The sequence below is a fragment of the Conexibacter sp. W3-3-2 genome, assembly GCF_009707605.1.
Lineage (GTDB): Bacteria > Actinomycetota > Thermoleophilia > Solirubrobacterales > Solirubrobacteraceae > Paraconexibacter > Paraconexibacter algicola.
The window spans coordinates 1,719,812-1,743,363 of sequence record NZ_WLYW01000001.1 but is presented as its reverse complement, the minus strand read 5'-3'; the positions used below and the strand labels follow the sequence as shown (position 1 = coordinate 1,743,363).

20 protein-coding genes and 2 pseudogenes are annotated in these 23,552 nt (G+C 72.5%); 21 read left to right on the top strand and 1 reads right to left on the bottom strand.

The features are described 5' to 3' along the window. The first annotated feature begins 12 nt into the window (after window positions 1-12). The 10 genes and pseudogenes from GKE82_RS08615 to rplL all read left to right on the top strand — a co-directional run bounded on the left by GKE82_RS08615 (window position 13) and on the right by rplL (window position 6,992). Window positions 13-1,565, top strand: a pseudogene (locus GKE82_RS08615) (circularly permuted type 2 ATP-grasp protein). Next, on the top strand, window positions 1,566-2,531 hold the full coding sequence (locus GKE82_RS08610; RefSeq protein ID WP_107571225.1) for an alpha-E domain-containing protein: 966 nt from the start codon (window positions 1,566-1,568) through the stop codon (window positions 2,529-2,531). Then, on the top strand, window positions 2,528-3,400 hold the full coding sequence (locus GKE82_RS08605; protein ID WP_154732999.1) for a transglutaminase family protein: 873 nt from the start codon (window positions 2,528-2,530) through the stop codon (window positions 3,398-3,400). Before GKE82_RS08610 ends, GKE82_RS08605 begins: the two co-directional genes overlap by 4 nt. Window positions 3,401-3,527: 127 nt before the next feature. Further along, window positions 3,528-3,692 (top strand): 50S ribosomal protein L33, encoded by a 165-nt coding sequence (gene rpmG, locus GKE82_RS08600; protein WP_154732998.1) that lies wholly within the window; start codon window positions 3,528-3,530, stop codon window positions 3,690-3,692. A gap of 15 nt (window positions 3,693-3,707) precedes the next feature. Further along, window positions 3,708-4,022, top strand: a complete 315-nt coding sequence (secE, locus tag GKE82_RS30640) for a preprotein translocase subunit SecE (RefSeq protein WP_107571227.1) — start codon at window positions 3,708-3,710, stop codon at window positions 4,020-4,022. A gap of 27 nt (window positions 4,023-4,049) precedes the next feature. Continuing rightward, complete coding sequence (gene nusG, locus GKE82_RS08590) at window positions 4,050-4,571, top strand: transcription termination/antitermination protein NusG (RefSeq protein WP_107571228.1); 522 nt, start codon at window positions 4,050-4,052, stop codon at window positions 4,569-4,571. 57 nt (window positions 4,572-4,628) lie between these two features. After that, window positions 4,629-5,051, top strand: coding sequence for a 50S ribosomal protein L11 (rplK, locus tag GKE82_RS08585; RefSeq protein WP_154732997.1), 423 nt, complete (start codon window positions 4,629-4,631; stop codon window positions 5,049-5,051). 2 nt (window positions 5,052-5,053) lie between these two features. Further along, window positions 5,054-5,779, top strand: a complete 726-nt coding sequence (rplA, locus tag GKE82_RS08580) for a 50S ribosomal protein L1 (protein ID WP_107571230.1) — start codon at window positions 5,054-5,056, stop codon at window positions 5,777-5,779. 97 nt (window positions 5,780-5,876) lie between these two features. Beyond that, a complete protein-coding gene (gene rplJ, locus GKE82_RS08575; RefSeq protein WP_154732996.1) occupies window positions 5,877-6,596 on the top strand; it encodes a 50S ribosomal protein L10 in 720 nt (239 codons plus the stop codon). Window positions 6,597-6,608: 12 nt separating this feature from the next. Then, complete coding sequence (gene rplL, locus GKE82_RS08570) at window positions 6,609-6,992, top strand: 50S ribosomal protein L7/L12 (protein ID WP_107571232.1); 384 nt, start codon at window positions 6,609-6,611, stop codon at window positions 6,990-6,992. Window positions 6,993-7,229: 237 nt separating this feature from the next. Here the strand turns inward: rplL and GKE82_RS08565 are convergent, their stop codons facing one another. Then, complete coding sequence (locus GKE82_RS08565; RefSeq protein ID WP_154732995.1) at window positions 7,230-7,601, bottom strand: hypothetical protein; 372 nt, start codon at window positions 7,599-7,601, stop codon at window positions 7,230-7,232. Between the two features lie 719 nt (window positions 7,602-8,320). Between GKE82_RS08565 and GKE82_RS28125 the strand changes: the two are divergent. From GKE82_RS28125 to GKE82_RS08510, 11 genes and pseudogenes are all read left to right on the top strand, one after another. Beyond that, a pseudogene (locus GKE82_RS28125) lies at window positions 8,321-8,857 on the top strand (hypothetical protein); the annotation flags it as partial. An 85-nt stretch (window positions 8,858-8,942) separates the two neighbouring features. Then, window positions 8,943-12,116, top strand: coding sequence for a hypothetical protein (locus tag GKE82_RS08555; RefSeq protein ID WP_309233801.1), 3,174 nt, complete (start codon window positions 8,943-8,945; stop codon window positions 12,114-12,116). Continuing rightward, window positions 12,113-12,715, top strand: a complete 603-nt coding sequence (locus GKE82_RS08550; protein ID WP_154732992.1) for a DUF4178 domain-containing protein — start codon at window positions 12,113-12,115, stop codon at window positions 12,713-12,715. Before GKE82_RS08555 ends, GKE82_RS08550 begins: the two co-directional genes overlap by 4 nt. Then, window positions 12,712-12,990, top strand: a complete 279-nt coding sequence (locus tag GKE82_RS08545) for a hypothetical protein (RefSeq protein ID WP_154732991.1) — start codon at window positions 12,712-12,714, stop codon at window positions 12,988-12,990. The genes GKE82_RS08550 and GKE82_RS08545 overlap by 4 nt, the downstream gene beginning before the upstream one ends. Window positions 12,991-12,993: 3 nt before the next feature. Then, a complete protein-coding gene (locus tag GKE82_RS08540) occupies window positions 12,994-13,491 on the top strand; it encodes a DUF2617 family protein (protein ID WP_107571236.1) in 498 nt (165 codons plus the stop codon). After that, window positions 13,488-14,654: a DUF4247 domain-containing protein gene (locus tag GKE82_RS08535; RefSeq protein WP_196189121.1), complete on the top strand. Its 1,167-nt coding sequence runs from the start codon at window positions 13,488-13,490 to the stop codon at window positions 14,652-14,654. The genes GKE82_RS08540 and GKE82_RS08535 overlap by 4 nt, the downstream gene beginning before the upstream one ends. 1 nt (window position 14,655) lies before the next feature. Further along, on the top strand, window positions 14,656-15,078 hold the full coding sequence (locus GKE82_RS08530; protein ID WP_154732989.1) for a DUF350 domain-containing protein: 423 nt from the start codon (window positions 14,656-14,658) through the stop codon (window positions 15,076-15,078). Beyond that, complete coding sequence (locus GKE82_RS08525) at window positions 15,075-16,625, top strand: polyamine aminopropyltransferase (protein ID WP_154732988.1); 1,551 nt, start codon at window positions 15,075-15,077, stop codon at window positions 16,623-16,625. Before GKE82_RS08530 ends, GKE82_RS08525 begins: the two co-directional genes overlap by 4 nt. Before the next feature lie 246 nt (window positions 16,626-16,871). Beyond that, a complete protein-coding gene (locus GKE82_RS08520; RefSeq protein ID WP_107571240.1) occupies window positions 16,872-17,858 on the top strand; it encodes an aldo/keto reductase in 987 nt (328 codons plus the stop codon). A gap of 57 nt (window positions 17,859-17,915) precedes the next feature. Continuing rightward, the gene (locus GKE82_RS08515; RefSeq protein ID WP_154732987.1) at window positions 17,916-19,655 is read left to right on the top strand and encodes an LVIVD repeat-containing protein; all 1,740 of its coding nucleotides are present in this window, start codon (window positions 17,916-17,918) and stop codon (window positions 19,653-19,655) included. A 260-nt stretch (window positions 19,656-19,915) separates the two neighbouring features. Beyond that, a complete protein-coding gene (locus GKE82_RS08510) occupies window positions 19,916-23,548 on the top strand; it encodes a DNA-directed RNA polymerase subunit beta (RefSeq protein ID WP_309233498.1) in 3,633 nt (1,210 codons plus the stop codon). Window positions 23,549-23,552 lie beyond the last annotated feature (4 nt).

Sequence of the window (23,552 nt, the reverse complement as noted above, 5' to 3'; positions counted from 1 at the left end):
TCCGGCGGCTTCATGGACGAGGTCTTCGGTCCGGGCGGGGTGCCGCACCCCGAGCTGGTGCCGCTCGTCGCCGAGCTCGCCCGGCTGGGCCCGGAGCAGCTCGCCGCCGCCGGGCGCCGTCGCGACGCGATCTTCATGCAGCAGGGCATCACCTTCGACGCCACCGGCGAGGACGGGCCCGTCAAGGACCGTCCGTTCCCGCTGGACCTCGTCCCGCGGGTGATCCCGGCGACCGAGTGGACCCACATCAAGCGCGGCCTGGCCCAGCGCATCCGCGCGCTGAACCACTTCGTCGACGACGTGTACCACGGCCGCGAGATCGTCCGCGACGGCATCGTGCCGTGGAAGCTCATCGTCAGCCGCTCGCACTTCGCGCGCGCGGTCCACGGCGTGCGGCCGCCCGGTGGCGTGTACTGCCACGTCGCGGGCTGCGACATGGTGCGCGACAGCGACGGCTCGTGGAAGGTCCTCGAGGACAACGTCCGCACGCCGTCGGGCATCTCCTACGTGCTCGAGAACCGGGTCGCGATGACGCGCCTGGTCCCGCAGCTGTTCCAGCACTACCGCGTGCGGCCGGTCGACCACTACCCGCAGCTGCTGCTCGCCGCCCTGCGCGCCGTGGCCCCGTCGACCGACGACGAGGCGACCGTCGTCGTCTGGACGCCGGGGCCGATGAACAGCGCGTACTTCGAGCACGCGTTCCTCGCCCGCCAGATGGGCGTCGAGCTCGTCGAGGCGAGCGACCTCGTCGTGCGCGACGACGTGCTCTACATGCGCACGACCAGCGGCCTGCAGCGCGTGCACTCCGTCTACCGCCGCCTCGACGACGACTTCGTCGACCCGCTGGAGTTCCGGCCCGACTCGCTGCTCGGGGTCCCCGGCCTGGTGCGCGCCTACCGGGCGGGCAGCGTCGCGATCGCCAACGCGTTCGGCACCGGCGTCGCGGACGACAAGGCGGTCTACCACTACGTCCCGGAGATGGTCCGCTACTACCTGTCCGAGGAGCCGATCCTCCAGAACGTCAAGACGTACCTGCTGACCGACCCCGAGCAGCTGCACCACGTGCTCGGGCGCCTCGACGAGCTCGTCGTCAAGCCGACCGGCGAGTCCGGCGGCAAGGGCGTGGTGATCGGGCCGTCGACGCCGAAGGCGGAGCTCGAGAAGGTCGCGAAGTACGTGCAGGCCGAGCCGGAGCGCTACATCGCGCAGGAGATCGTGAAGCTCTCGACGGTCCCGACCGCGGGGGTCGACGGCACCGTCGCCCCGCGCCACGTCGACCTGCGCCCGTTCGCCGTGTTCGGCGAGACGATCAAGATCATCCCCGGGGGCTGACCCGCGTCGCGATGGTCGAGGGGTCGATGATCGTCAACAGCTCCCAGGGCGGCGGCTCGAAGGACACCTGGGTGCTGGAGGACGGTACCGACGCCGAGCGCGAGGAGCCGACGATCCCGGCGCCGCTGCCGCCGACGATGCCCGACCTGCGCTACGGCGGCTGGACCGGCCAGGCCCAGCAGCAACAGCAGCAGCAGGCCCCCGCCCCGACGACCGCGGGGGAGGACGCCTAGATGCTCGCGCGCATCGCCCACGAGTTGTTCTGGCTGGGGCGCAACCTCGTCCGCGCCGAGCACACCGCGCGGATGCTCGACGGCGTCTTCCAGGCCGACGTCCAGGGCCGCCCCGACGACCCGGCGGGCGTGACGCTCGGCTGGGGCTCGATCCTCGCGATCATGGGCGCCAACCCGGAGGGGCTCCCGGCCCGACGCGACGACGTGCTCGAGCGGCTGACGCTCGACGCCGACGACCCGGCGAGCGTCGTCTCGTGCGTCGCCCGCGGCCGCGAGGGTGCGCGCACCGTCCGCGACGTCATCAGCGCGGAGATGTGGGAGGCGGTCAACACCACGAACCTCACGCTCCTGGAGGGCGACCTCTCCGCCCGGCTGCGCACGGGCCCCTACTCCTTCTACCAGTACGTGAAGGAGCGCTCGGCGCTGTTCTGGGGCCTCACGCGCCGGACGATGCTGCGCGACGACGCGAGCGCGTTCCTCATCGCCGGCGGTCGGATCGAGGCCGCCGACATGGTGCTGCGGATGCTGCGCGTCGCGCTGCCGGTCGCCGACGCCGACGACACCGCCGCGCGCGACGGCCAGGCGCTCGCGCTGCTGCAGGCGGTCGGCGGCTTCCAGGCGTTCCGCCGCGCCGTGCCGGGCCCGCCCAACGCGCAGCCGGTCGCGCGGTTCCTGCTGTTCGAGCGCGCCTACCCGGACAGCGTCGCCGCCTCGGTCGAGTCGCTGCTGCAGTCGATCGAGCAGGCCGACCTGAACCCGCGCAACAGCGAGCCGGTCCTGCGCCTCACGCGCCTGGGGGCGGACCTCGAGTTCCGTCGCCGCTCGGAGATCGCCGGCGTCGGGGGCCTGCACGGCACGTTCGAGTTCATCCAGTCGGAGCTCGCGCAGGTCGACCAGGACATCGCCGAGCGCTACTTCGCCGGGGCGGCCGCGCCGGGTGTCGTCGCGACCCACGTGAACGCATGAACTTCCAGATCCGCTACCTCACCGAGTACCGCTACGACGGGCCGGTGTCCGACAACCTCAACGCGCTGCGGGTGCGTCCCGCGACGACGAGCACGCAGCGCTGCGACGACTTCCAGTTCCGCACCGATCCGGAGACGCGCGTGCAGAGCCACCGCGACTACTTCGGCACCGAGGTCATCGAGTTCGGGATCCCCAAGATCCACGACCACCTGACGATCGACGTGCGGGCCCGCGTCGTGACGTCCGAGCCGGCCGAGCCGCCGGAGTCCTCCTGGGAGGCGCTCGGGACGGCCGCCTACGAGGAGGCGGCCGGGGAGTTCCTGCTGCCCGGCCCGGCGGAGCCGCCCGAGGGCCTGCTGGACGAGCTCGTCGAGACGACCCGCGCCACGACCCCGCTGGCGACGCTGAAGCTCCTGTGCGAGCTGATCCCGGACCGCTTCCGCTACGACCAGACCGCCACGTACGTCGGCTCCACGGTCGAGGACCTGCTGCGCGTCGGCGGCGGCGTCTGCCAGGACTTCGTGCACCTCGGGCTGCTGCTGCTGCGCCGCCACGGGATCGCGGCACGCTACGTCAGCGGGTACCTCTGGGCCGCGCCGGCGGACGGCAGCCTCGACTCGATGGAGGTCCACACGCACGCGTGGCTCGAGGCGCTGCTGCCGACGGAGGAGCGCGGCGAGCCCGTGTGGGTCGGGGCCGACCCGACGAACCGCCGGCTCGCGGGGGAGACCCACGTGAAGATCGGGCACGGTCGCCACTACGTCGACGTGCCGCCGATCAAGGGCGTCTACCGCGGCGTCGCGCAGGCGACCTACGAGGCGTCGGTGAAGCTCACCCGCCTGGACCCGGCCACCAGCGCGCGGGCCTGAGCGCCACGGCGCCGCGCCCGCGGACGCCGCACGCTATCCTCCCGGGTCGACTCGCTCCCGGGCGGGTTCTTTTTCGCCCGGAAGCCCGTCGCAGCCTGTCCAACATTCTTCCTCTGGGGAACGCCACATGGCCCGCGGAGACGTGCGCATCGCCATCACCCTCGCCTGCGAGGACTGCAAGCGCCGCAACTACCAGACCAACAAGTCCAAGCGCAACAACCCCGATCGCATCACGCTGCGGAAGTACTGCAAGTGGTGCCGGTCGCAGACGTCGCACAAGGAGACCCGCTAACCGCGGGACGCCGACGTGGCGCGCGACGACGAGCACGAGCAGGAGCAGGACGCTCCCGACGAGCGCGAGCTCGAGCAGCAGGCCCTCGCGGCCGCGCCGAGCGGTGCCCCGCGGGAGCAAAGCCTGCCGGGTCAGTCCACCAAGGGCGGGCCGGCGCGGTTCGGCCGGTTCCTGAAGGCGTCCTGGGCCGAGCTGCAGCGCGTGCAGTGGCCGGACCGCCGCCAGGTCGGGCAGGCCACCGCCGTGGTCCTGGGCTTCGTCGTCGTCGCGGGGGCCTACCTGGGTCTCGCGGACGTCGCCGCCGAGAACCTCGTGGACCTCGTCCTCTAACCGTCTTTCCGTCAGTCAGGTAACGCCATGTTCCGCTGGTACGTCGTCAACACCTATTCCGGGCACGAGAACAAGGTCAAGCAGAACCTCGAGCACCGCTCGGTCTCGCTGGGCCAGAAGCGCTTCATGCGCCAGATCGTCGTGCCCACGGAGACGGTCTCCGAGGTCAAGGACGGCGAGAAGAAGACCAAGGAGCAGCGCACCATGCCGGGCTACGTGCTCGTGAACATGGAGCTCAACGAGGACTCCTGGCAGCTCGTGAAGGGCACGCCGGGCGTCACCGGGTTCGTCGGCGCGTCCAACGAGCCGGTCCCGCTCACGCAGGTCGAGGTCGACCGGCTGCTCAAGCGCGAGGTCGCGCAGAAGGTCCAGACGAAGGCGCAGTTCAGCATCGGGGAGTCCGTGAAGGTCGTCAGCGGTCCGCTGTCGGACTTCTCGGGCGAGATCTCCGAGATCAACCAGGACGCGCAGAAGCTGAAGGTCCTGGTCTCCATCTTCGGCCGGGAGACCCCGGTCGAGGTCGGGTTCGACCAGGTGAAGAAGATCTAAGCAATCCGCTACGACCACTCCCACCGGCGCCGCCGGTGCAGTGGCAGGAGACACCGCATGGCAAAGAAGGTCCTCACCCAGATCAAGCTGCAGGCCGTCGGCGGCCAGGCCAGCCCGGCTCCGCCGGTCGGCCCCGCCCTGGGTCAGCACGGCATCAACATCATGGAGTTCTGCAAGGCGTTCAACGCCCAGACGCAGCAGGACTCGGGGACGATCATCCCCGTCGTCATCACCGTGTACGAGGACCGCTCGTTCACGTTCGTGACGAAGACCCCGCCGGCCGCGATCCTGATCAAGCAGGCCGCCGGGATCGACTCGGGCTCCGCCGAGCCCCACCGCGTCAAGGTCGCGACGCTGACCGAGGCGCAGGTCCGCGAGATCGCGGAGAAGAAGCTGGCCGACCTGAACGCCCACGACGTGGACCAGGCGGCGAAGATCATCGCGGGAACCGCCCGCTCGATGGGTGTGGAGGTCGTCTAGCCATGGGCAAGCACAGCAAGAGCTACAGCGACGTCAAGTCGCAGGTCGACCGCTCGCGGGACTACTCGCCGGCCGAGGCCGTCGCGCTGGTCCAGCAGCTGAAGCGCGCGAAGTTCGACGAGTCCGTCGAGATCCACGTGCGCACCGGCCTGAACGTCCGCCACGCCGACGAGCAGCTCCGCGGCACGATCGCGCTGCCGCACGGTCTCGGCAAGGAGGTCACGATCGCCGTCTTCGCGCAGGGCCCGAAGGCCGCCGAGGCCGAGGCCGCGGGCGCGGACATCGTCGGCGCCGACGACCTCGCCAAGCGCGTCGAGGAGGGCTTCACCGACTTCGACGTCGCCATCGCGACCCCGGACATGATGCCGCTCGTCGGCCGTCTCGGCCGCGTGCTCGGCCCGTCCGGCAAGATGCCGAACCCGAAGGTCGGCACCGTGACGATGGACGTCGCGAAGGCCGTCGAGGAGGCGAAGGCGGGCAAGGTCGAGTACCGCACCGACCGCACCGCGATCGTCCACCTCGTCATCGGCAAGACGAGCTTCCCCGCCGAGCACCTGCTCGAGAACTACGCGGCCGTCATCGACGAGCTCGTCCGCGCGAAGCCGTCGGCCGCGAAGGGCAAGTACCTGAAGACCATCACCATGGCGTCCACGATGGGCCCGGGCGTGAAGGTCGACGCCACCCGTACCCGCGACATCCTCGGGGAGGCCGCGCCCACCGCCGCCTAGGCGACCCGGACGCTCCTCACCTACCAGTCGCGCCACCGAAGACCCCTGGCCGGACCCCGACGAGGATCGGGGTCCACAAGCCCAGGACAGGAGGCCCATGAACAGGGAACAGAAAGCCGCGGTGATCGACGAGATCGCCGCCGACATCCAGGAATCCGAGGCGATCTTCGCCGTGGACTACCGCGGGATCACGGTCGCCCAGGTGGCCGAGCTCCGCGGGAAGCTGCGCGAGTCCGACGCCACGTTCCGGGTCGTCAAGAACACGCTGACGGAGCGTGCCGCCGACAAGGTGGACGCGCCGCAGCTGAAGGAGCTGCTGACGGGCCCGACGGCCCTGACCTTCGTCCGCGGTGACGTCGCGGCGGCCGCCAAGGCCGTCTCCGACGCGCAGAAGACGACGCAGCTGCTCGAGTTCAAGGGCGGCATCATGAACGGTGAGCCGCTCGATGCGGCGCAGATCACCGCTATCTCGAAGCTGCCGTCGCGCGAGGTGCTCTACGGGCAGCTCGTCGGCGTCGTCGCCTCGCCGGTCTCCGGCGTCGTGCGCACGCTCAACGCCCTCATCCAGGGCGTCGCCATCCAGCTGGGTGGCGTGCTCGAGAAGAAGCAGTCCGGCGAGATCCCGGCGGGCGACGCGCCTGCCGCGGCGGCTCCGGCCGCCGAGGACGCCCCGGCCGAGGCCGAGGCTCCCCCCGAGGAGACCGAGGCCCCCGCGGCCGAGGCCACCGAGGACACCCCGGCCGCCGAGGCCGACACCAGCACCACCGACAACGACCAGACGGATGCGTCGGCTGCCGCCGACAGCACCGACGCATAGGAGGAACATCACATGGCCACGACTCAGGAGTGGATCGACGAGCTGAAGAGCATCTCGGTGCTCGAGCTGTCCGAGCGCATCAAGGCGCTGGAGGAGGAGTTCGGCGTGTCGGCGACGGCCGTCGCGGCGGCGGCCCCGGCTGCCGGTGGCGGCGGCGGTGACGCGGGCGGCGAGGACGAGGCGAGCAGCACCGTCGACGTCGTCATCACCGCGGCCGGCGACAAGAAGATCCAGGTCATCAAGGTCGTCCGTGCGGCGACCGGCCTCGGTCTGAAGGAGGCCAAGGCGGTCGTCGACGAGGCGCCCAAGGCCGTCAAGGAGGGCATTGAGCGCGACGAGGCCGAGAAGCTCAAGGCCGAGCTCGAGGAGGCCGGCGCGACCGTCGAGCTCAAGTAGCCCGACGCGTCACCCGACGCTTCAGCAGGTCTCGGAGGGCGCCCAGTGGGCGCCCTCCGTCGTTCTCGGTCCCGCTCCACCTCCGGTCCCGCCGTTCGTGCGACAGGCGTCGCCCCTCCTCCGATCGGTCACCGGGGGTCGTCCGATCGGTCACGCGCCGTTCGCCCGGCGGACCGTGCGCCCGCGTGATCCCGCGCCGGCCGCGGGCGGTCGATGCTGCGCGTACCGTCGCCGGAGTCACGCCCGGCGACGCTCGTCCCAAGACGGCCGACAGGCCACAGCAAAGGCAGGAGCGATGTCGCAGATGTCCGGATCCGGGTTCTCGCCCGCCCGCCGCGGACTCCAGTTCGGGAGCCGTCGTGCCGATGGGGGAGGCATGGTTCCCCACCTCCCGCTCCGCGCTGCCCTGCGCGCGACGGTGCTGCTCGTCGCCGTCCTGCTCACCTGCACGTCCGTCGCCTCGGCCGACCGCGGGTTCTCCGCGCGGTTCTCGACGAACGACACCGGCGACATCGCCGGCATCGCCAACACGCTGATGACGTGCCCGGCGGGCTCGAACGCCAACGGCACGACATGCGCGACGACCCAGAACGTCGGGCCGACGAGCACGGCGAACGTCTCGTACAACAACAACTACGACATGACGTACGTCGACGTCGACAGCGACCCGACGACGTTCAACTCCTCCACGGCGAACCAGAGCCTCCCGGCCGGCGCCGAGGTCCTCTTCGCCGGGCTCTACTGGGGCGGCGACTACAGCACGGGGACGGCGGCGGCGCCCAACGCCAACGCCCGCAACACGGTGCGCCTGCGCCTGCCCGGGGCCACGGGGTACCAGACGCTGACCGCCGACACCGTCGACGACTCGACGCTGAACATCGGGCGCTACCAGGCGTTCAAGGACGTCACCGCGCTCGTCCGCCCGCTGCCCAACGCGGGCAACGGCACGTACGGCGTCGCGAACGTGCAGGCGGGCCGCGGCGGCGACCGCTACGCCGGCTGGACGCTGATCGTCGCCTACCGCGACACCACCGCCCCGGCGCGCAACCTCACGGTCTTCGACGGCCTGCGGACGATCCGCACGACCGACCCGCCCACCGACATCCCGGTGTCCGGCTTCCCTCACGCCGCCCAGCGGCCAGGTCAAGACCGAGATCGGCTTCGTCACCTGGGAGGGCGACCACGGCCTCGTCGGCGACTCCGCGTCGCTGAACGGCAACGTGCTGAGCGACGCGCAGCACCCGGCCACGAACTTCTTCAACTCCCGGATCAGCCGCGACGGCGCGCTGTTCACCGACCGCAACCCGGCGTACGCCAACACGCTGGGCATGGACGCCTCGTTCACGCCCGCCAACGGCTTCATCGGCAACAGCGCCACGAGCGCCACGATCCGCGTCACGACCTCCGGCGACCAGTACCTGCCGGGCGTCATCACCTTCGCGACCGAGATCTACGCGCCGAAGATCGAGCAGACGAAGACCGTCCGCGACGTCAACGGCGGCCAGGTCGAGCAGGGCGACGTGCTCGAGTACACGGTCTCCGGCACGAACACCGGGCAGGACGGCACCGCGAACTTCGTCCTGCGCGACCCGATCCCCGCGAACACGACCTACGTGCCCGGCTCGATCGTCCTCGGCGGCACGTCGAGCACCGCGGGCGCCGCGACCGACGCCACCGGCGACGACCGCGGCGAGTACGACGCGGCGAACGCCCGCGTCGTGGCCCGCCTGGGTGCGGGCGCGAACGCCACGCAGGGCGGCAACGTCGCGCCCGGACGCACCTACTCGCTGACCTTCCGGGTCCGCGTCAACGGCCCCGCGCTGCAGGACGACCCGGTCCCCGCGGGCACGCGGATCGACAACACGGCGACCGCGAGCTTCTTCTCCCAGACCACCAACACGCCGCTCGGCGCGACCTCCCTCGGTCCGCAGCACCGTCACCGCGCCCGACCTGCGCATCGCCAAGACGCGCACCGGCGGCCCGCTGGTCGGCGGCGCCGCCAACACGTACCGGCTCGCCGTCGACAACGTCGGCGACGCCCGCACGCAGGGCACCGTGACGGTCAGCGACACGCTGCCCGCCGGCCTCACCCCGACCGCCGCGAGCGGCACCGGCTGGGACTGCTCGATCAGCGGCCAGGTCGTCACCTGCACGCGCGCCGACGCGCTGCCCGCCGGCAGCGCCTACCCGCCGATCACGCTGTCGGTCGACGTCGACGGCGGCGTCAGCGGCGACGTCTCGAACACCGCGACGGTCTCGGGCGGCGGTGACGGGCAGCTCTCCAACAACAGCTCGACCGACACCTCGCCGTCCTCCCAGTCCGCGGACCTGACGCTCACGAAGGTCGCCGACAAGGCCTCCGTCGTGATCGGCGAGACCGTCGTGTTCACGCTCACGGCGAAGAACGAGGGCCCGTCGACCGCGACCTCGGTGACGATCACCGACGCGCTCCCGACCGGCCTGCAGTTCGTCTCCTCGACCCCGGCGTGCACGATCGACCCGGTCAGCGGCACGCTGTCCTGCCCGGTCGGCACGCTGGCCCGCGGCGCCTCGAGGACCGTCGAGATCACGGCCCGCGCGATGGCGTCCGCCGCCACCACGACGGTCCGCAACACCGCCACGGTCGCCGGGCAGCAGGCCGACCCGACCCCGGGCAACAACGCCGCCGACGCCTCGGTGGCGGTCGCGGGCGCCGACCTGCGCGTCGTCAAGACGCTCGACGGTCCCGCCGCGCCGCGCACCGGTGACCGCGTCACCTACACGGTGAAGGTCGAGAACCGCGGTGCCTCGCGCGCCACCGGCGTCGTGCTGCGCGACGCGCTGCCCGACGGCCTGTCCGCCGTCACCACCGACGGTGGCGCCGCCTGCACCGTCGACGGCACGCAGCTGACCTGCGCGGTCGGCGCGCTGGCCGCCGGTGACACGTACACCGTGAAGGTCAGCGGCACCGTGAAGGCCGGGCAGACCACGCTGACCAACACGGCGTCCGCGTCGGGCAACGAGGCCGACCCGGACACGTCGAACAACACCGACCAGGTCGTCACCCCGGTCGCGGCCGCGGCCGACCTCAAGGTCGTCAAGCGTGCCGATCCCGCCCAGGTGTCCCCGGGCGACCAGCTGGACTACTTCTTCGTCACGACGAACGACGGGCCCGACACGGCGACCTCCGTCACCGTCACCGACGTCCTGCCGGCCGGCGTCACGTACGTCTCCGGCGCCCCGGGCTGCAACGAGTCCGCGGGCACCGTCACCTGCAGCTACGCGCAGCCGATCCTGCCGGGCACGTCCCGCCAGACCGGCTTCACCGTGCGGGTCGCGGCGACGGCGAGCGGCACCATCCGCAACACGGCGACGGTCGCGAGCCCGGTGTTCGACCCGGACACCACGAACAACACCGACACCATCGCCACGACGGTCCTGGACGTCGCGGACGTCGCGATCACCAAGACCGCCGACCGCACCACCGCGACCGCGGGTGACACCGTCACCTACACGCTGAAGGCGACCAACGCCGGGCCGGCGACGGCGCGCGACGTCGTCATCACCGACACGCTGCCGCCCGGGGTGCACTACGCCTCGGCGGATGCGCCCTGCACGATCGGGCCCGGCGGCGCCGCGGGCATCGTCCGCTGCGAGGTCGGCTCGATCCCGGCGGGCGGCTCGGTCACCAAGGAGCTGCGCGTCACCGTCGACCCGATCACGGTCGCCAACCCCGGCGCGAGCCACCAGCTCGACGTGCAGAAGGTCGAGGCCCAGCTGGACCTCGAGCCCGGCCAGACCCGCACGGTCGCGGTCAGCTGCCCGCCCGGCTACCTCGCCACCGACGGCTCGACGCGCGTCGACGCGGTCGACCAGGGCACGGGCACGCTCGCGTCCCCCAAGGTCCTCGTCAACCGGGCGGTCGGCCGCGGCGGCTGGGAGGGCACGGTGCGCAACGACGCCACGGGCCGCGCCCAGGCGAAGGTGTTCGCGGTCTGCGTCAGCGAGCGGACCTCGCAGGAGCTCGGCCACGCCCACGACCTCGTGGTCAGCGACCCGGTCACGACCACCCGCACGCTGCTGGCGGGCCGCAACACCGTGACCCTGTCGTGCGGTCCGGGGCAGACCCCGATCCAGCCCGGCATCGCCCTGCAGGGCGACGCCACGATCCTGACCTCGTTCCCGCAGGGCGACAGCGCCTGGACGTTCGCGCTGGACAGCCCCGAGGGCACGCAGGCGACGTTCTCGATCCGCTGCCTGGACCGCACGCTCGGCGTGACCGACGGACACACGCACCCGCTGAACCTGCAGCTGCTGCGCAAGGACGTCGTGGTCGCTGCCGGCCAGACCGTCGAGGTGCAGCTCGACTGCGCCGACGACGCGAAGGGCGTCGTCGGGGGCTACGACGTCGACCCGGGCCTCGTCCCGCTCGGCAACGACCCGCGGCCGAAGACCCGTGCGTTCCGGTTCTTCAACCCGACCGGCCAGGACCTCAACGCCTCCGTGACGCTGCTGTGCCTGTCGACCCGCACGGGCGGTGAGCAGGCCTCCACGACGATCGACAACACCGCCCAGGTGGCGACGGCGACCCCGGAGACCGACCTCGCCGACAACCAGGGCTCGGCCCGCATCACCGCCACCGGCGGCTCGGCGGCCACCCCGGCCCCGGCCCCCCGCCGCCGCGACGCCGGACGCTCCGGCCACCGGCGCCGGGACCCCGACGGCCCCGTCCGCCCCGGCGACGACCCCGGCGGCGCCGTCGGGGCCGGCCGCCCCGGCGACGGGCCGCGCGGCCCTGGCCCGCAGCACGGTCACGGTCCGGGGCGCCACCGCGGTGACCGCGGTGCGCTGCGGCGGCGGTGCCTCGTGCCGCGGCACGGTCCGGCTGCTGGCCGCGGCCACGCAGCGCCTCGGCGGCCGCGTGGTCCGCAAGGGCACCGTGCTCGCCACCGGTCGCTACGTCGTCCGCTCCGGGCGCACCGCGAAGGTGACGCTCCGCGCCACGTCGGCCGGGAAGCGCGCGCTGCGCTCGAAGGCGCTGCGCCGCGGGCAGCTGCGGCTCGGTACCGCGACGCGGATCGTGAAACTGGCGCGCTAGCTCGTCGGTCCGGTCCCGGGCGCTGTAGTAGCGTCCGGGGCCGATGACCGTCGTCCTCGTCCTCGTCTTCCTCGTCCTGATCGGGGCCGGCGTCGCCGTCCTGGTCCGTGGCCGCAGCACCGCCGCCGTGACCGCCGGTGACGCCCCCGGGCGGGCGATCGGCACCGCCGAGCCCGCCGCCGCCCGCCGCTCCTCGGTCCGCGGCCTGCGGATCGGCGACGTCGTCGCCCACGACGGGCACGACGCGATCGTGGAGCGCAGCTACCGCTTCCGCGAGGGCGGCTCGCGCTGGGAGGAGCACCTGCTCGTCGACGGCGACTACACCCGCTGGCTGTCCGTCGAGGACGACGAGGGCCTGGAGTGCGTGCTGTGGGAGCGCCGCCCGGACCCGACGCTCGAGCCGGGCGAGCGCACGCTCGAGGTCGACGGCGTCGCCTACCGCTTCGACGAGCGCGGCACCGCCGACTACACGCTCGAGGAGCAGGACGGGCCGGGCGGCTCCGGTCGCGCCGAGTACGCCGACTACGTCGCCGGGGAGCAGCGCCTGAGCTTCGAGCGCTACGACGGCTCCGCGTCCTGGGAGATCAACGTCGGCGCGGTCGTGTCCGAGCACGCCTTCGACGTCTACCCGGGGTCGGGGTCGTGAGCGGCGACCCGCTGGGCGAGGCGCAGGCCACCGAGGACGCGCTCCGTGCGCAGCTGGGCGACCTGATCGGCGCGAAGGCGCGCGCCGAGCACGAGGCCGCGCGGCTGGACGTCCGCGCGGGTCTGCCGGGCGCCGATCCGGAGCTCGCCGCCCTCGCCGACCGCCACCGGGCGCAGGCCGCCCGGCTGGCGGCCGAGGTGGAGGAGGTCCGCTCGTCCCTGCGGGCCCAGGAGGTCCGCACCGAGTCCCTGCGCGCGGACGCCGCCGGGGCCTGACCGGTGAAGCTCGCGCTCGCCACCCCGTACGCCGACGTGCGCGCCGCCGACCTCGTGCTGCGGCTCGACCGGGCCCCGGGCCCGACGCTCGGCACCCGCCGCGTGCGCGTCGGTGGCCTCGAGGTCGAGCTCGGGCTGCTCGGGCACTCCCACCAGGTCCACGTCCGCGGGGACGGCGTCGCGCTGTGCGAGGTGCTCGCCTGCGACCCGGGCCGTCCGGGCGACCTGCCCGCGGTGCGCGAGCACGACCGCATCACCCACACCTACCGCTTCACCGCCGAGGTCCTGCCGCTCGGTGCCGCCGACGGCCTCGACCTCGCCGACGCGGTCGCCGTCGACCCGGACGGCCTCGTCGGGCTGTTCCCGGGGCACGTCGAGGCGTTCACCGCGCTGCGCGCCCGCGCGGTCGGTCGGGAGGCGGTCAGCTGGGAGACCTGGCACGCCTACCCGCAGACCGACGAGCTCGTCCACACCACCACGACCGTGACGGTGCGCCGGTGAACCCCCGTCGCGGTCTCGCGCTCGGCCTCATCGCGGTCGGGGTCCTCGGCATCGTCCTGACGCTCGCGACGACCGGCTCGGTGCGCGGCTACGTCAAGGACCACTACACCCGCGCGGGCAGCCAGGGCGGGGCGGAGGTCTACCGGTCGAGCCAGTCGCCCGCGAAGGTCGCCGCCGACATCCAGCGCGAGCACGAGCCGGCGGACCGCCGCGTCACGCCCGAGGGCATCTTCCTGCGCTACCGCGGCGACTACGTGGGCGTCCAGCCCGACGGGCGCGGCTCGCGCATCACGCTCGCCGACGAGAACCGCGGGTACGGCCTCTTCTACCCGTACGTCGGCGGCTACTGGGGCACCTACTCGGGGCCCGCCGAGAGCTTCCGCGGCGGCGGTCCGGGGGGGCGGCGGCAAGTGAGGGCGCGCCTCGTCGTGGTGCTCGCGGCGCTGCTGGCGTCGGCGGTCCTCGCCACCCCGGCGAGCGCGGGCCCGCTGCTGTCCGACGGCGACGCCGCCGAGCTCGCGCAGTCGCTGGCGGAGGCGACCGCCGAGCAGGACGTCTGCTACGGCTGGCGGGTCGACGTCAGCGACTCGTCGGGCGGGCCGAGCGGCATCGACGTCGGCTCGGGCGCGGGGCCCGGCATCGGCGTGACCGACGCCGAGAACGCCGGCTGCACCCGCGTCGTCGAGCTCTTCGGCAGCGTCCGCTTCACCTGCGAGTCCTGCGAGGCCGACGACAGCTCCAACGCCACGGTCGTCTCCACGCTCCCGAACGGTCCGCGGATCGGGGACCTGGAGGCGCTCGGCCTGGACGGCGGCGACCTCAAGGGGGACGACGGGGATGTCGTGCTCGCCAACATGGTCGGGGCGCTGCCGATCGTCGCCGCCTCCAAGGGCGCCGCGCCCGAGCTCGAGGCCGACGCGCTGACGGGCCCGACCGGCGCTGCCGCACGCGACCGGGCGACCGGCTCCCCGCGCGTGCCCGACTGGCTGCGCGAGTCGTGGCTGGCCCTGGCCGTCTGCCTGCTGGCGATCCTCGGCGGCGTCTGGTGGTTCGTCTCGGTCGTCCTGAGCGACCGCTCGGCCGCCGGGCGCGCCGCCCGCCTCGCGGCCCGCCGTCGCCGTCGCGCCGCCGAGACCGACCCACCCGCACCGAAGGGCACCTGACATGGACGACTTCTTCACCGAGATCGCGAGCGCCCTCCTCTACGGGGCCGTCGGCGTCGCGCTGCTCGCCGCCGGCTTCCTGATCCTCGACCTGCTGATCCCCGGCAAGCTCGGCGAGCTGATCATCGAGGAGCGCAACCGCTCCGCCGGGATCATCACCGCCGCCGGCATGGTCGCGGTCGGCGCCGTCGTCACCACGGCGATCGCCTCGGCCGACGGGCCGCTCGGGGAGGGCCTCGCCGAGACGGCGGGCTACGGCGGCGTCGGGGTGCTGATGCTCGGCGTGGCGTTCGTCGTCGTGGACGTCCTCACGCCCGGCAAGCTCAGCGACGTCTGTCACCGGGAGGGCGAGCAGCCCGTGGCGTACGTCATCGCGGCGGCGCTGCTGGCGGCCGGCGCGATCGTCGCGGCCGCGATCAGCTGACGGTCGCCGTCGTGGTCGCGCTCGCGCAGCGGCCCGCCCGGGCCGTCCTGCTGGGAACCGTGCTGCTCGTCGCGGTCTGCGGGTTCATCTACGAGCTCGTGATCGTCGCGATGGGCACGTACCTGCTCGGCAACTCGATCGAGCAGGTCTCGCTCGTGCTCGCCGCGTTCGTCTCCAGCATGGGCGCGGGATCGCTGCTGTCGCGGCCGCTGATGGGTCGCCCGGTCGTCTCGTTCGCCCTCGTCGAGTGCCTCGTGGCGCTGATCGGCGGCCTCAGCGCGATCGGCCTGTACGCCGCGTTCGCGTACCTCGACCTGTACCAGCCGGTGATGCTGCTGTTCGCCGCGTCGATCGGCCTGCTGGTGGGCTGCGAGATCCCGCTGCTCGTCGTCCTGCTGCAGCGCGTGCGCCGCCAGGAGACCGGCACCTCGGTGGCCGAGCTGCTCGCCGCCGACTACCTCGGCGCGGTCGTCGGCGGCGTCTCGTTCCCGCTGCTGCTGCTCCCGTTCCTCGGGCAGATCGACACCGCGCTGGCGGTCGGCGCGCTCAACCTCGGGGCCGGCGTCGTCGTCGTGTGGCTGCTCGGCGGCGACCTGTCGGCGCGCACGCGACGCTGGCTGGGCGTCGCGTTCGCCGCGGTCCTCGCGGTCCTCGGGGCGACCGCGGCGCTCGCCGACCGCTTCGAGGTCGACGCGCGCCAGGCGCTCTACGACGACCCGATCGTGCTCAGCGAGCGCACCCGCTACCAGGAGATCGTGCTCACGCGGTCGCTGGCCGGTGGCGACCTGCGGCTGTTCCTCAACGGCGACCTGCAGTTTTCCTCCAAGGACGAGTACCGCTACCACGAGGCGCTCGTGCACCCCGCCATGGCGGGGTCGCGCTCCCGCGTGCTGGTGCTCGGGGGCGGCGACGGCCTGGCGATGCGCGAGGTGCTCCGCTACCCGGACGTCCGCGAGGCCGTCCAGGTCGAGCTCGACCCGCGGATGCTGCGCCTGGCCCGCGAGGACGAGCGCCTGCGCGCGCTCAACGGCGACAGCCTGCGCGACCGGCGCGTGCGGACGGTCACCCGTGACGCGTTCGCCTGGCTGCGCACCGCGCCCGCGCACGCGTTCGACGTGGTCATCGCCGACTTCCCGGACCCCGACGACGCCGCGCTCGCCAAGCTCTACTCGGTGGAGCTCTACGGGCTGGTGCGCCGCGCGCTCGCGCCGGGCGGTCGCCTCGTGGTGCAGAGCGGCAGCCCGTACTTCGCGCAGAAGGCGTACTGGTCGATCGCCGCGAGCCTCGAGGGCGCGGGCCTGGCGGTCACGAGCTACCACGTCGACGTGCCGAGCTTCGGCGACTGGGGCTTCCACCTGGCCGGGACCGCCCGCCCGGCGCTGACGCTGGATCCGCCGCCGCGACCGCTGCGGTTCCTCGACGGCCCGACGCTGCAGGCCGCCGCCGTGTTCGGGCGCGACCGCCGCCGCCCGCCGGGCGACCTGCGCTCGACGCTCGACAAGCCGCGGATCGTGGCGTACGCCCGCGAGGGCTACCGCGACTACTGAGCGGTCCGTTACGCCCCGGTGACGGGACGGCTGGCACCGTGGAGGACGCCCCGTACGCGCCCCGACCGGTCCGGCCCATCACACCGGCTCCCCCCGATGCGGATCGGTCCGGGGCGCGGCGGCGGCGCGCCCCGCCCGCCGCGGGCGCGAGTAGCCCGGGCGGGAACGGGAAGGATGGGGGTGGCCGCCGGTCCCTCGCGGGCCCACGGTCTCGGACACGACACCCCCTCGAGAGGACCAGTGCACATGACGCTCCCCACGTCCACCCTCGGCCGCGGCGACGCCGCGCTCACCGTCAGCCGGCAGGGCCTCGGCTGCATGGGCATGTCCGACTTCTACGGCGACCGCGACGACACCGAGTCGACCGCGACCCTCCACCGGGCGCTCGACCTCGGCGTGACCTTCCTCGACACCGCCGACATGTACGGCTTCGGCGCCAACGAGGAGCTCGTCGGCCGCGCGATCGCCGACCGTCGCGACGAGGTCGTCCTGGCCACGAAGTTCGGCATCCTGCGCGATCCCGACGACCCGACCAAGCGCGGGGTCGACGGCCGTCCGGAGTACGTGAAGGCCGCCTGCGAGGCGTCGCTGCGTCGCCTCGGGGTCGACCACATCGACCTCTACTACCAGCACCGGGTCGACCCGGACACCCCGATCGAGGAGACGGTCGGCGCGATGGCGCAGCTCGTCGCCGAGGGCAAGGTCCGCTTCCTCGGGCTCTCCGAGGCGGCGCCCGCGACGATCCGCCGCGCCCACGCCGTCCACCCGATCACCGCCCTGCAGACCGAGTACTCGATCTGGTCGCGCGACCCGGAGCGGGAGATCCTCGCGACGGTGCGCGAGCTCGGGATCGGCTTCGTGCCGTACAGCCCGCTCGGCCGCGGCTTCCTCACCGGGACGGTCCGCACGGTCGACGACCTCCCGGACGGCGACTTCCGCCGCGTCCAGCCGCGCCTGCAGGACGGCAACATCGACAAGAACCTCGCGATCGTCGACGTGGTGCGGGAGATCGCGCAGGCCCACGACGCGACCCCCGGTCAGGTGGCGCTCGCCTGGGTCCACCGCCAGGGCGACGACGTCGCGCCGATCCCGGGCACGAAGCGCCGCACCTACCTCGAGGAGAACGTCGCCGCGCTCGAGGTCGAGCTGACCGACGACGACCTCGCCCGCATCGACGCGGTCGGCCCCGGCCACGGCGACCGCTACCCGGACATGTCCTCCGTGGACCGCTAGACCCCGCTCCCGGCGGCGGGACCGCAAGTTCCCGCCGCGGGGACCGTTGGCGTCTGCATGGGACGCCGAGCGCTGGGGCTGCTGCTGACGATCGCCGCGGGTGCGGGGGCGGCGCCCGCGGCGCACGCGTACCAGCTGGGGGAGACCGGGCTGCGCCCGTCGTCGCTCACGCGCGCCCAGGCGGCGATCCCCGCCGCCCAGCCGCTGACCGGCATGGGCCAGAACATGCGGATCGTCGGCAACCTGCCGCTCGACACCGCGGGCGGCAACCCGGCGGCGTCGGACCTCGAGCTGCACGGGAACTTCGCGTTCATCGGCTCCTACACGGAGGGCATGGTCATCGCCGACGTGTCCGATCCGACCCGGCCGCGGCGCGTGGGGGTCTTCTCCTGCGGCGGCGGCTCCCAGTACGACGTGCAGCTCTCGACCGACGGGAACCTCGCGCTGCTCACCACCGACTCCAGCGGCGCGAGCTGCCTGCCCGACGGCAAGCAGGGGTCGATGGTCATCGACGTGACCGACCGCGCCCGGCCGGTGCTGAAGAGCTTCATCGAGACCGCGGTGGGGTCCCACACGCACACGCTCGACGGGCGCACGCTCTACATCAACAACTACCCGACGTCGTACTCGAAGCTCGAGATCTACGACCTGACCGACCCGGCGGTGCCGGCGAAGCTGTCGGAGCTGTCGTTCGGCGGCGAGGACTCGATCCACGACTCCTACGTCGACCACCGCCCGGACGGCCGCACGCTGCTCTACGCGGCGTCGATCGGCTTCACGGACGTGATCGACGTGACGGACCCGAGGAGCCCGAGGATCCTCCAGCGGCTGGCCGACCCGGCGGTCACGATCAGCCACCAGGCCGAGCCCAACCCGGCGCGCGACACGCTCGTGGTCACCGACGAGCTGCTCGGCGGCACCGACGTGCCGGTGTGCGGGCAGCTGCCGGTGCGCCTGGGCGAGGGCATCCTGCCGGTCATCGGCGACCCGACCGACACGGGCGCGATCCACTTCTACAAGCTCGAGCGGGACGGCACGATGCTCGACGGCGGGAAGGGGAGCGGCAAGATCGGCACGTTCAACCTGCCCGCCGCGCTGAACCCGACGGGCGGCTGCACCGTCCACGTGCTGTGGCAGGCGCCGGACGTCAACCGGCTCGTCGCCGCCTGGTACGGCCGCGGCACGCACGTCGTCGACTACCAGGACCCGGCGGCGCCGCGCCTGCTCGGCTCGTTCATCCCGACCGGGGCGAACACGTGGGCGGCCAAGCCGCACCGCGTCGGCGGCCGCTCCTACGTCTTCACCGGGGACATCGCCCGCGGCATGGACGTCCTGGAGTTCACCGGCGACGGCTGGCCCGCGACGGCCGGCCCGGCCGAGGCGCAGCGCGCGCAGATCCAGGGCGCCGCGCCGGCGCCGGCCGCCACGCCGACGACGCCGTCGCGGCCGCCGACCCCGATCGCGCAGGCGAAGGGCGGCTACGCGTTCAAGGCGAGGATCCGCGTCCCGCGGGCGCTGAGGACGCGCACGGCGACCCTGACGCTGACGTTCACGGACGTGCGCGGCAAGGTCCTCGCCAAGCAGCGCTACCGCGGCACCCGTGGCCGGGTCGCGACGCTGCGCGCCCGCATCGCGGCCCGCGCGGGGCGCTACCGCTACGTCGTGCGCGTCGGCGACACCGGCCGGGTGCTGCGGCGCGGCACGATCACCGTGACGCGTCGCAAGGCGGTGAGCGCGGCCGAGCGCGGGGGCCGGGCGTTCGTCTGCACGCTGCCGCGCGGGGCCGGGCGGGCCTGAGCGGCGGGGGCCCGGAGCGCCGGGCTTCCCCGGGGGCGCCGACCGGCTACCCTGTCCCGGTCGGCCGATAGTCGTAGCCGCCCCCTTTCGCCCCCGCGCCACATACGCGGACCAGGCACCGGGCGGGGTCCGTGAGCGCCGAATGCACCCCCCGCGGGGTGCGCGTAGCCGTGTGCTATCTTCGTTGGTCGCGTTCGTGGTCCCCGTGGACGCGCGCCCTCGCTCTTGCCCGTTCCGATCTCCCTGAGGAGTCGCCTGTCGTGCCTCGTGTTGACGCTCCCCGCGCTCGCCGGACCTTCGCGCGCCTGAACAAGCTCGTCGATGTCCCCAACCTGATCGACATCCAGAAGCGCTCCTTCGAGTGGCTGGTCGATCCCGAGAACGGGGGCCTGCGCGAGACGATCGACGACATCTCGCCGATCGAGGACTACACCGGTCACCTCGCCGTCCAGTTCGGCGACTTCGTCTTCGACGAGCCGAGCGCGTCGATCGAGGAGTGCCGCGAGAAGGACCTCACCTACTCGCGCCCGCTGACCGTCACTGTCGCGTTCATCAACCACGAGACCGGCGAGATCCGCGAGCAGTCGGTCTTCATGGGCGACTTCCCGTGGATGACCGACCGCGGCACGTTCATCATCAACGGCACCGAGCGCGTCGTCGTCACGCAGCTCGTCCGCTCGCCGGGCGCCTACCTGATGGAGCCGAAGGACCGCGAGAAGCAGGTCTTCACCGCGAACCTCATGCCGGCCCGCGGCTCCTGGCTCGAGCTCGAGATCGACAAGAAGGGCAAGGTCTTCGTCCGGATCGACCGCAAGCGCAAGCTGCCGGTCACCGTCCTGCTGCGCGCGATGGCCTACAACCCCGAGACCGACGGGTCGGTCGAGGAGTCCGAGGACGACATCCTGCGCCTCGACAACGAGATCCTCGAGATGTTCGAGGGCTCGGCCTACATCCGCAACACGCTCGAGGGCGACGCGGAGAACACGCGCACGAAGAAGGGCGCGCTGATCGAGCTGTTCAAGAAGCAGCGCCCGGGCGAGCCGCCGAGCGTCGACGCCGCCTACGCGCTGCTGCAGCAGCTGTTCTTCGACCCCAAGCGCTACGACCTCACGCGCGTCGGCCGCTACAAGCTGAACTCGCGGCTCGGGCTCGAGATCGACCTCGACACCCGCACGCTGACGCACGACGACATCCACGCGCTCGTCCGCGAGCTCGTGAAGCTCCCGAAGCTCCTGGGCCTCCCCGAGGACCCGGAGGTCGAGATCAAGGACTACGCCGCCGAGGCCGCGGTCATGCCGCGCGAGCCCGTCGCCGAGCACCTCGACGAGTACGAGCACTTCGGCAACCGGCGCCTGCGCACGGTCGGCGAGCTCATCCAGGAGGCGTTCCGCATCGGCCTCTACCGGATGGAGCGCGTCGTCCGCGAGCGCCTCACGACCGAGGACGAGGACACGATCACGCCGCAGACGATCGTGAACATCCGCCCGGTCGTCGCCGCCCAGAAGGAGTTCTTCGGCTCCTCGCAGCTGTCGCAGTTCATGGACCAGACGAACTCGCTGTCGGGCCTCACGCACCGCCGCCGCCTCTCGGCGCTCGGCGCCGGCGGCCTGACCCGCGAGCGCGCGCCCATCGAGGTCCGCGACGTCCACCCGACCCACTACGGCCGCATGTGCCCGATCGAGACGCCGGAGGGGCCGAACATCGGCCTCATCGGCTCGCTGTCGAGCTACGCGGAGGTCTCCGAGCACGGCTTCGTCACCACGCCCTACCGCGTGGTCACCGATGGCGTCGTCACCGAGGAGATCGTCCGGCTGGACGCCACCCAGGAGGAGCCGCGCCTGATCGCGCAGGCCAACCACCCGATCGACGAGAAGACCGGCAAGCTCAAGGGCCCCGAGGTCGTCTGCCGCACGCAGTCCGGCCAGTACGTCACGGTCACGCCCAAGGACGTCGACCTGATGGACGTCTCGCCGCAGCAGATCTGGTCCGTCGCCACGGCGATGATCCCGTTCCTCGAGCACGACGACGCCAACCGCGCGCTCATGGGCTCGAACATGCAGCGCCAGGCCGTCCCGCTGCTGAAGTCCGACGCGCCGATCGTCGGCACGGGCATGGAGCGCCGTGCCGCGCTCGACACCGGCGACGTCCTGATGGCCGAGTTCGACGGCGTGGTCGAGTACGTCGACGCCGAGAACATCACGATCACCGGCCAGGACGAGCGCCGCGAGTACGCGCTGCAGAAGTTCATGCGCTCCAACCAAGGCACGCTCATCCACCAGAAGCCGATGGTGCTCCCGGGCGCCGAGGTCAAGAAGGGCGACGTCCTCGCGGACGGCTCCTCGACCGACCACGGCGAGATGGCGCTGGGCAAGAACCTGCGCGTCGCCTTCATGTCCTGGGAGGGCTACAACTTCGAGGACGCGATCATCCTGTCCAAGCGGCTCGTGAAGGACGACGAGCTCACCTCGATCCACATCGAGGAGTACGAGGTCGACGCCCGCACGACGAAGCTCGGCGACGAGGAGATCACCCGCGACATCCCGAACCGCTCGGAGGAGTCGCTGCGCAACCTCGACGATCGCGGCATCGTGCGCATCGGCGCCGAGGTCGGGTCGGGTGACCTGCTGGTCGGCAAGGTCACGCCCAAGGGCGAGACGGAGCTGACCGCCGAGGAGAAGCTGATCCGCGCGATCTTCAAGGAGAAGGCCCGCGAGGTCCGCGACACCTCCCTGAAGGTGCCGCACGGCGAGGGCGGCGTCGTCATCGACGTCATGACCTTCAGCCGCGACAACGGCGACGACCTGCCGCCCGGCGTCAACGAGCTCGTGCGCGTCTTCGTCGCGAAGAAGCGCAAGATCTCCGAGGGCGACAAGCTCGCCGGCCGCCACGGCAACAAGGGCGTCATCTCGAAGATCGTCGACGAGCACGACATGCCGTTCCTCGAGGACGGCACGCCGGTCGACGTCATCCTCAACCCGCTGGGCGTCCCGTCGCGCATGAACGTCGGTCAGCTGCTGGAGACCCACCTCGGGTGGGCCGCCGCGGAGGGCTGGTACGACGACGGCACCGAGGCGTACAAGATCAGCCGCAGCCACCCGCAGAAGAACGGGCGCCTGGGCAAGGTCTACACCGCCACCCCGGTGTTCGACGGTGCCGCGGTCGCGGACGTCGACAACGCGCTCGTGCAGTGGCAGAAGGAGCACACCGCCGCGGGCGGGCCGATCCGCATGGACGTCGACGAGAGCCGCCCCGAGGGCCGGCGCGCGTCGGGCAAGTTCACGCTCTACAACGGCCGCACCGGTGAGCCGTTCGAGCAGCAGGTCACGGTCGGCTACATGTACATCCTGAAGCTGCACCACCTCGTCGACGACAAGATCCACGCGCGCTCGACGGGCCCGTACTCGCTCGTCACCCAGCAGCCGCTGGGCGGCAAGGCGCAGTTCGGCGGTCAGCGCTTCGGCGAGATGGAGGTCTGGGCGCTCGAGGCGTACGGCGCCGCCTACACGCTGCAGGAGATGCTGACCATCAAGTCCGACGACACGGTCGGACGCGTGAAGGCCTACGAGGCGATCGTCAAGGGCGAGAACATCGCCGAGCCGTCGATCCCCGAGTCCTTCAAGGTCCTGCTCAAGGAGATGCAGTCGCTGGCGCTCGACGTCAACGTCGTCTCCGAGGAGGGCCAGAGCGCCGAGGTGGGCGAGGAGGACGACGACCTCCTGCGCGCCGCCGAGGAGCTCGGCATCGACCTGTCCGGCGTGCGCGCCGCGACGGGCGAGACCTCGGAGGTCGAGGACCCCGAGGTGGATGCCGCCAACCAGCCCGAGGGCGACGCGGACGACGACGCGGACTCGGACATCGACATCGACGTGGACCTGGACGGGGCGGAGGCCTAGTCAC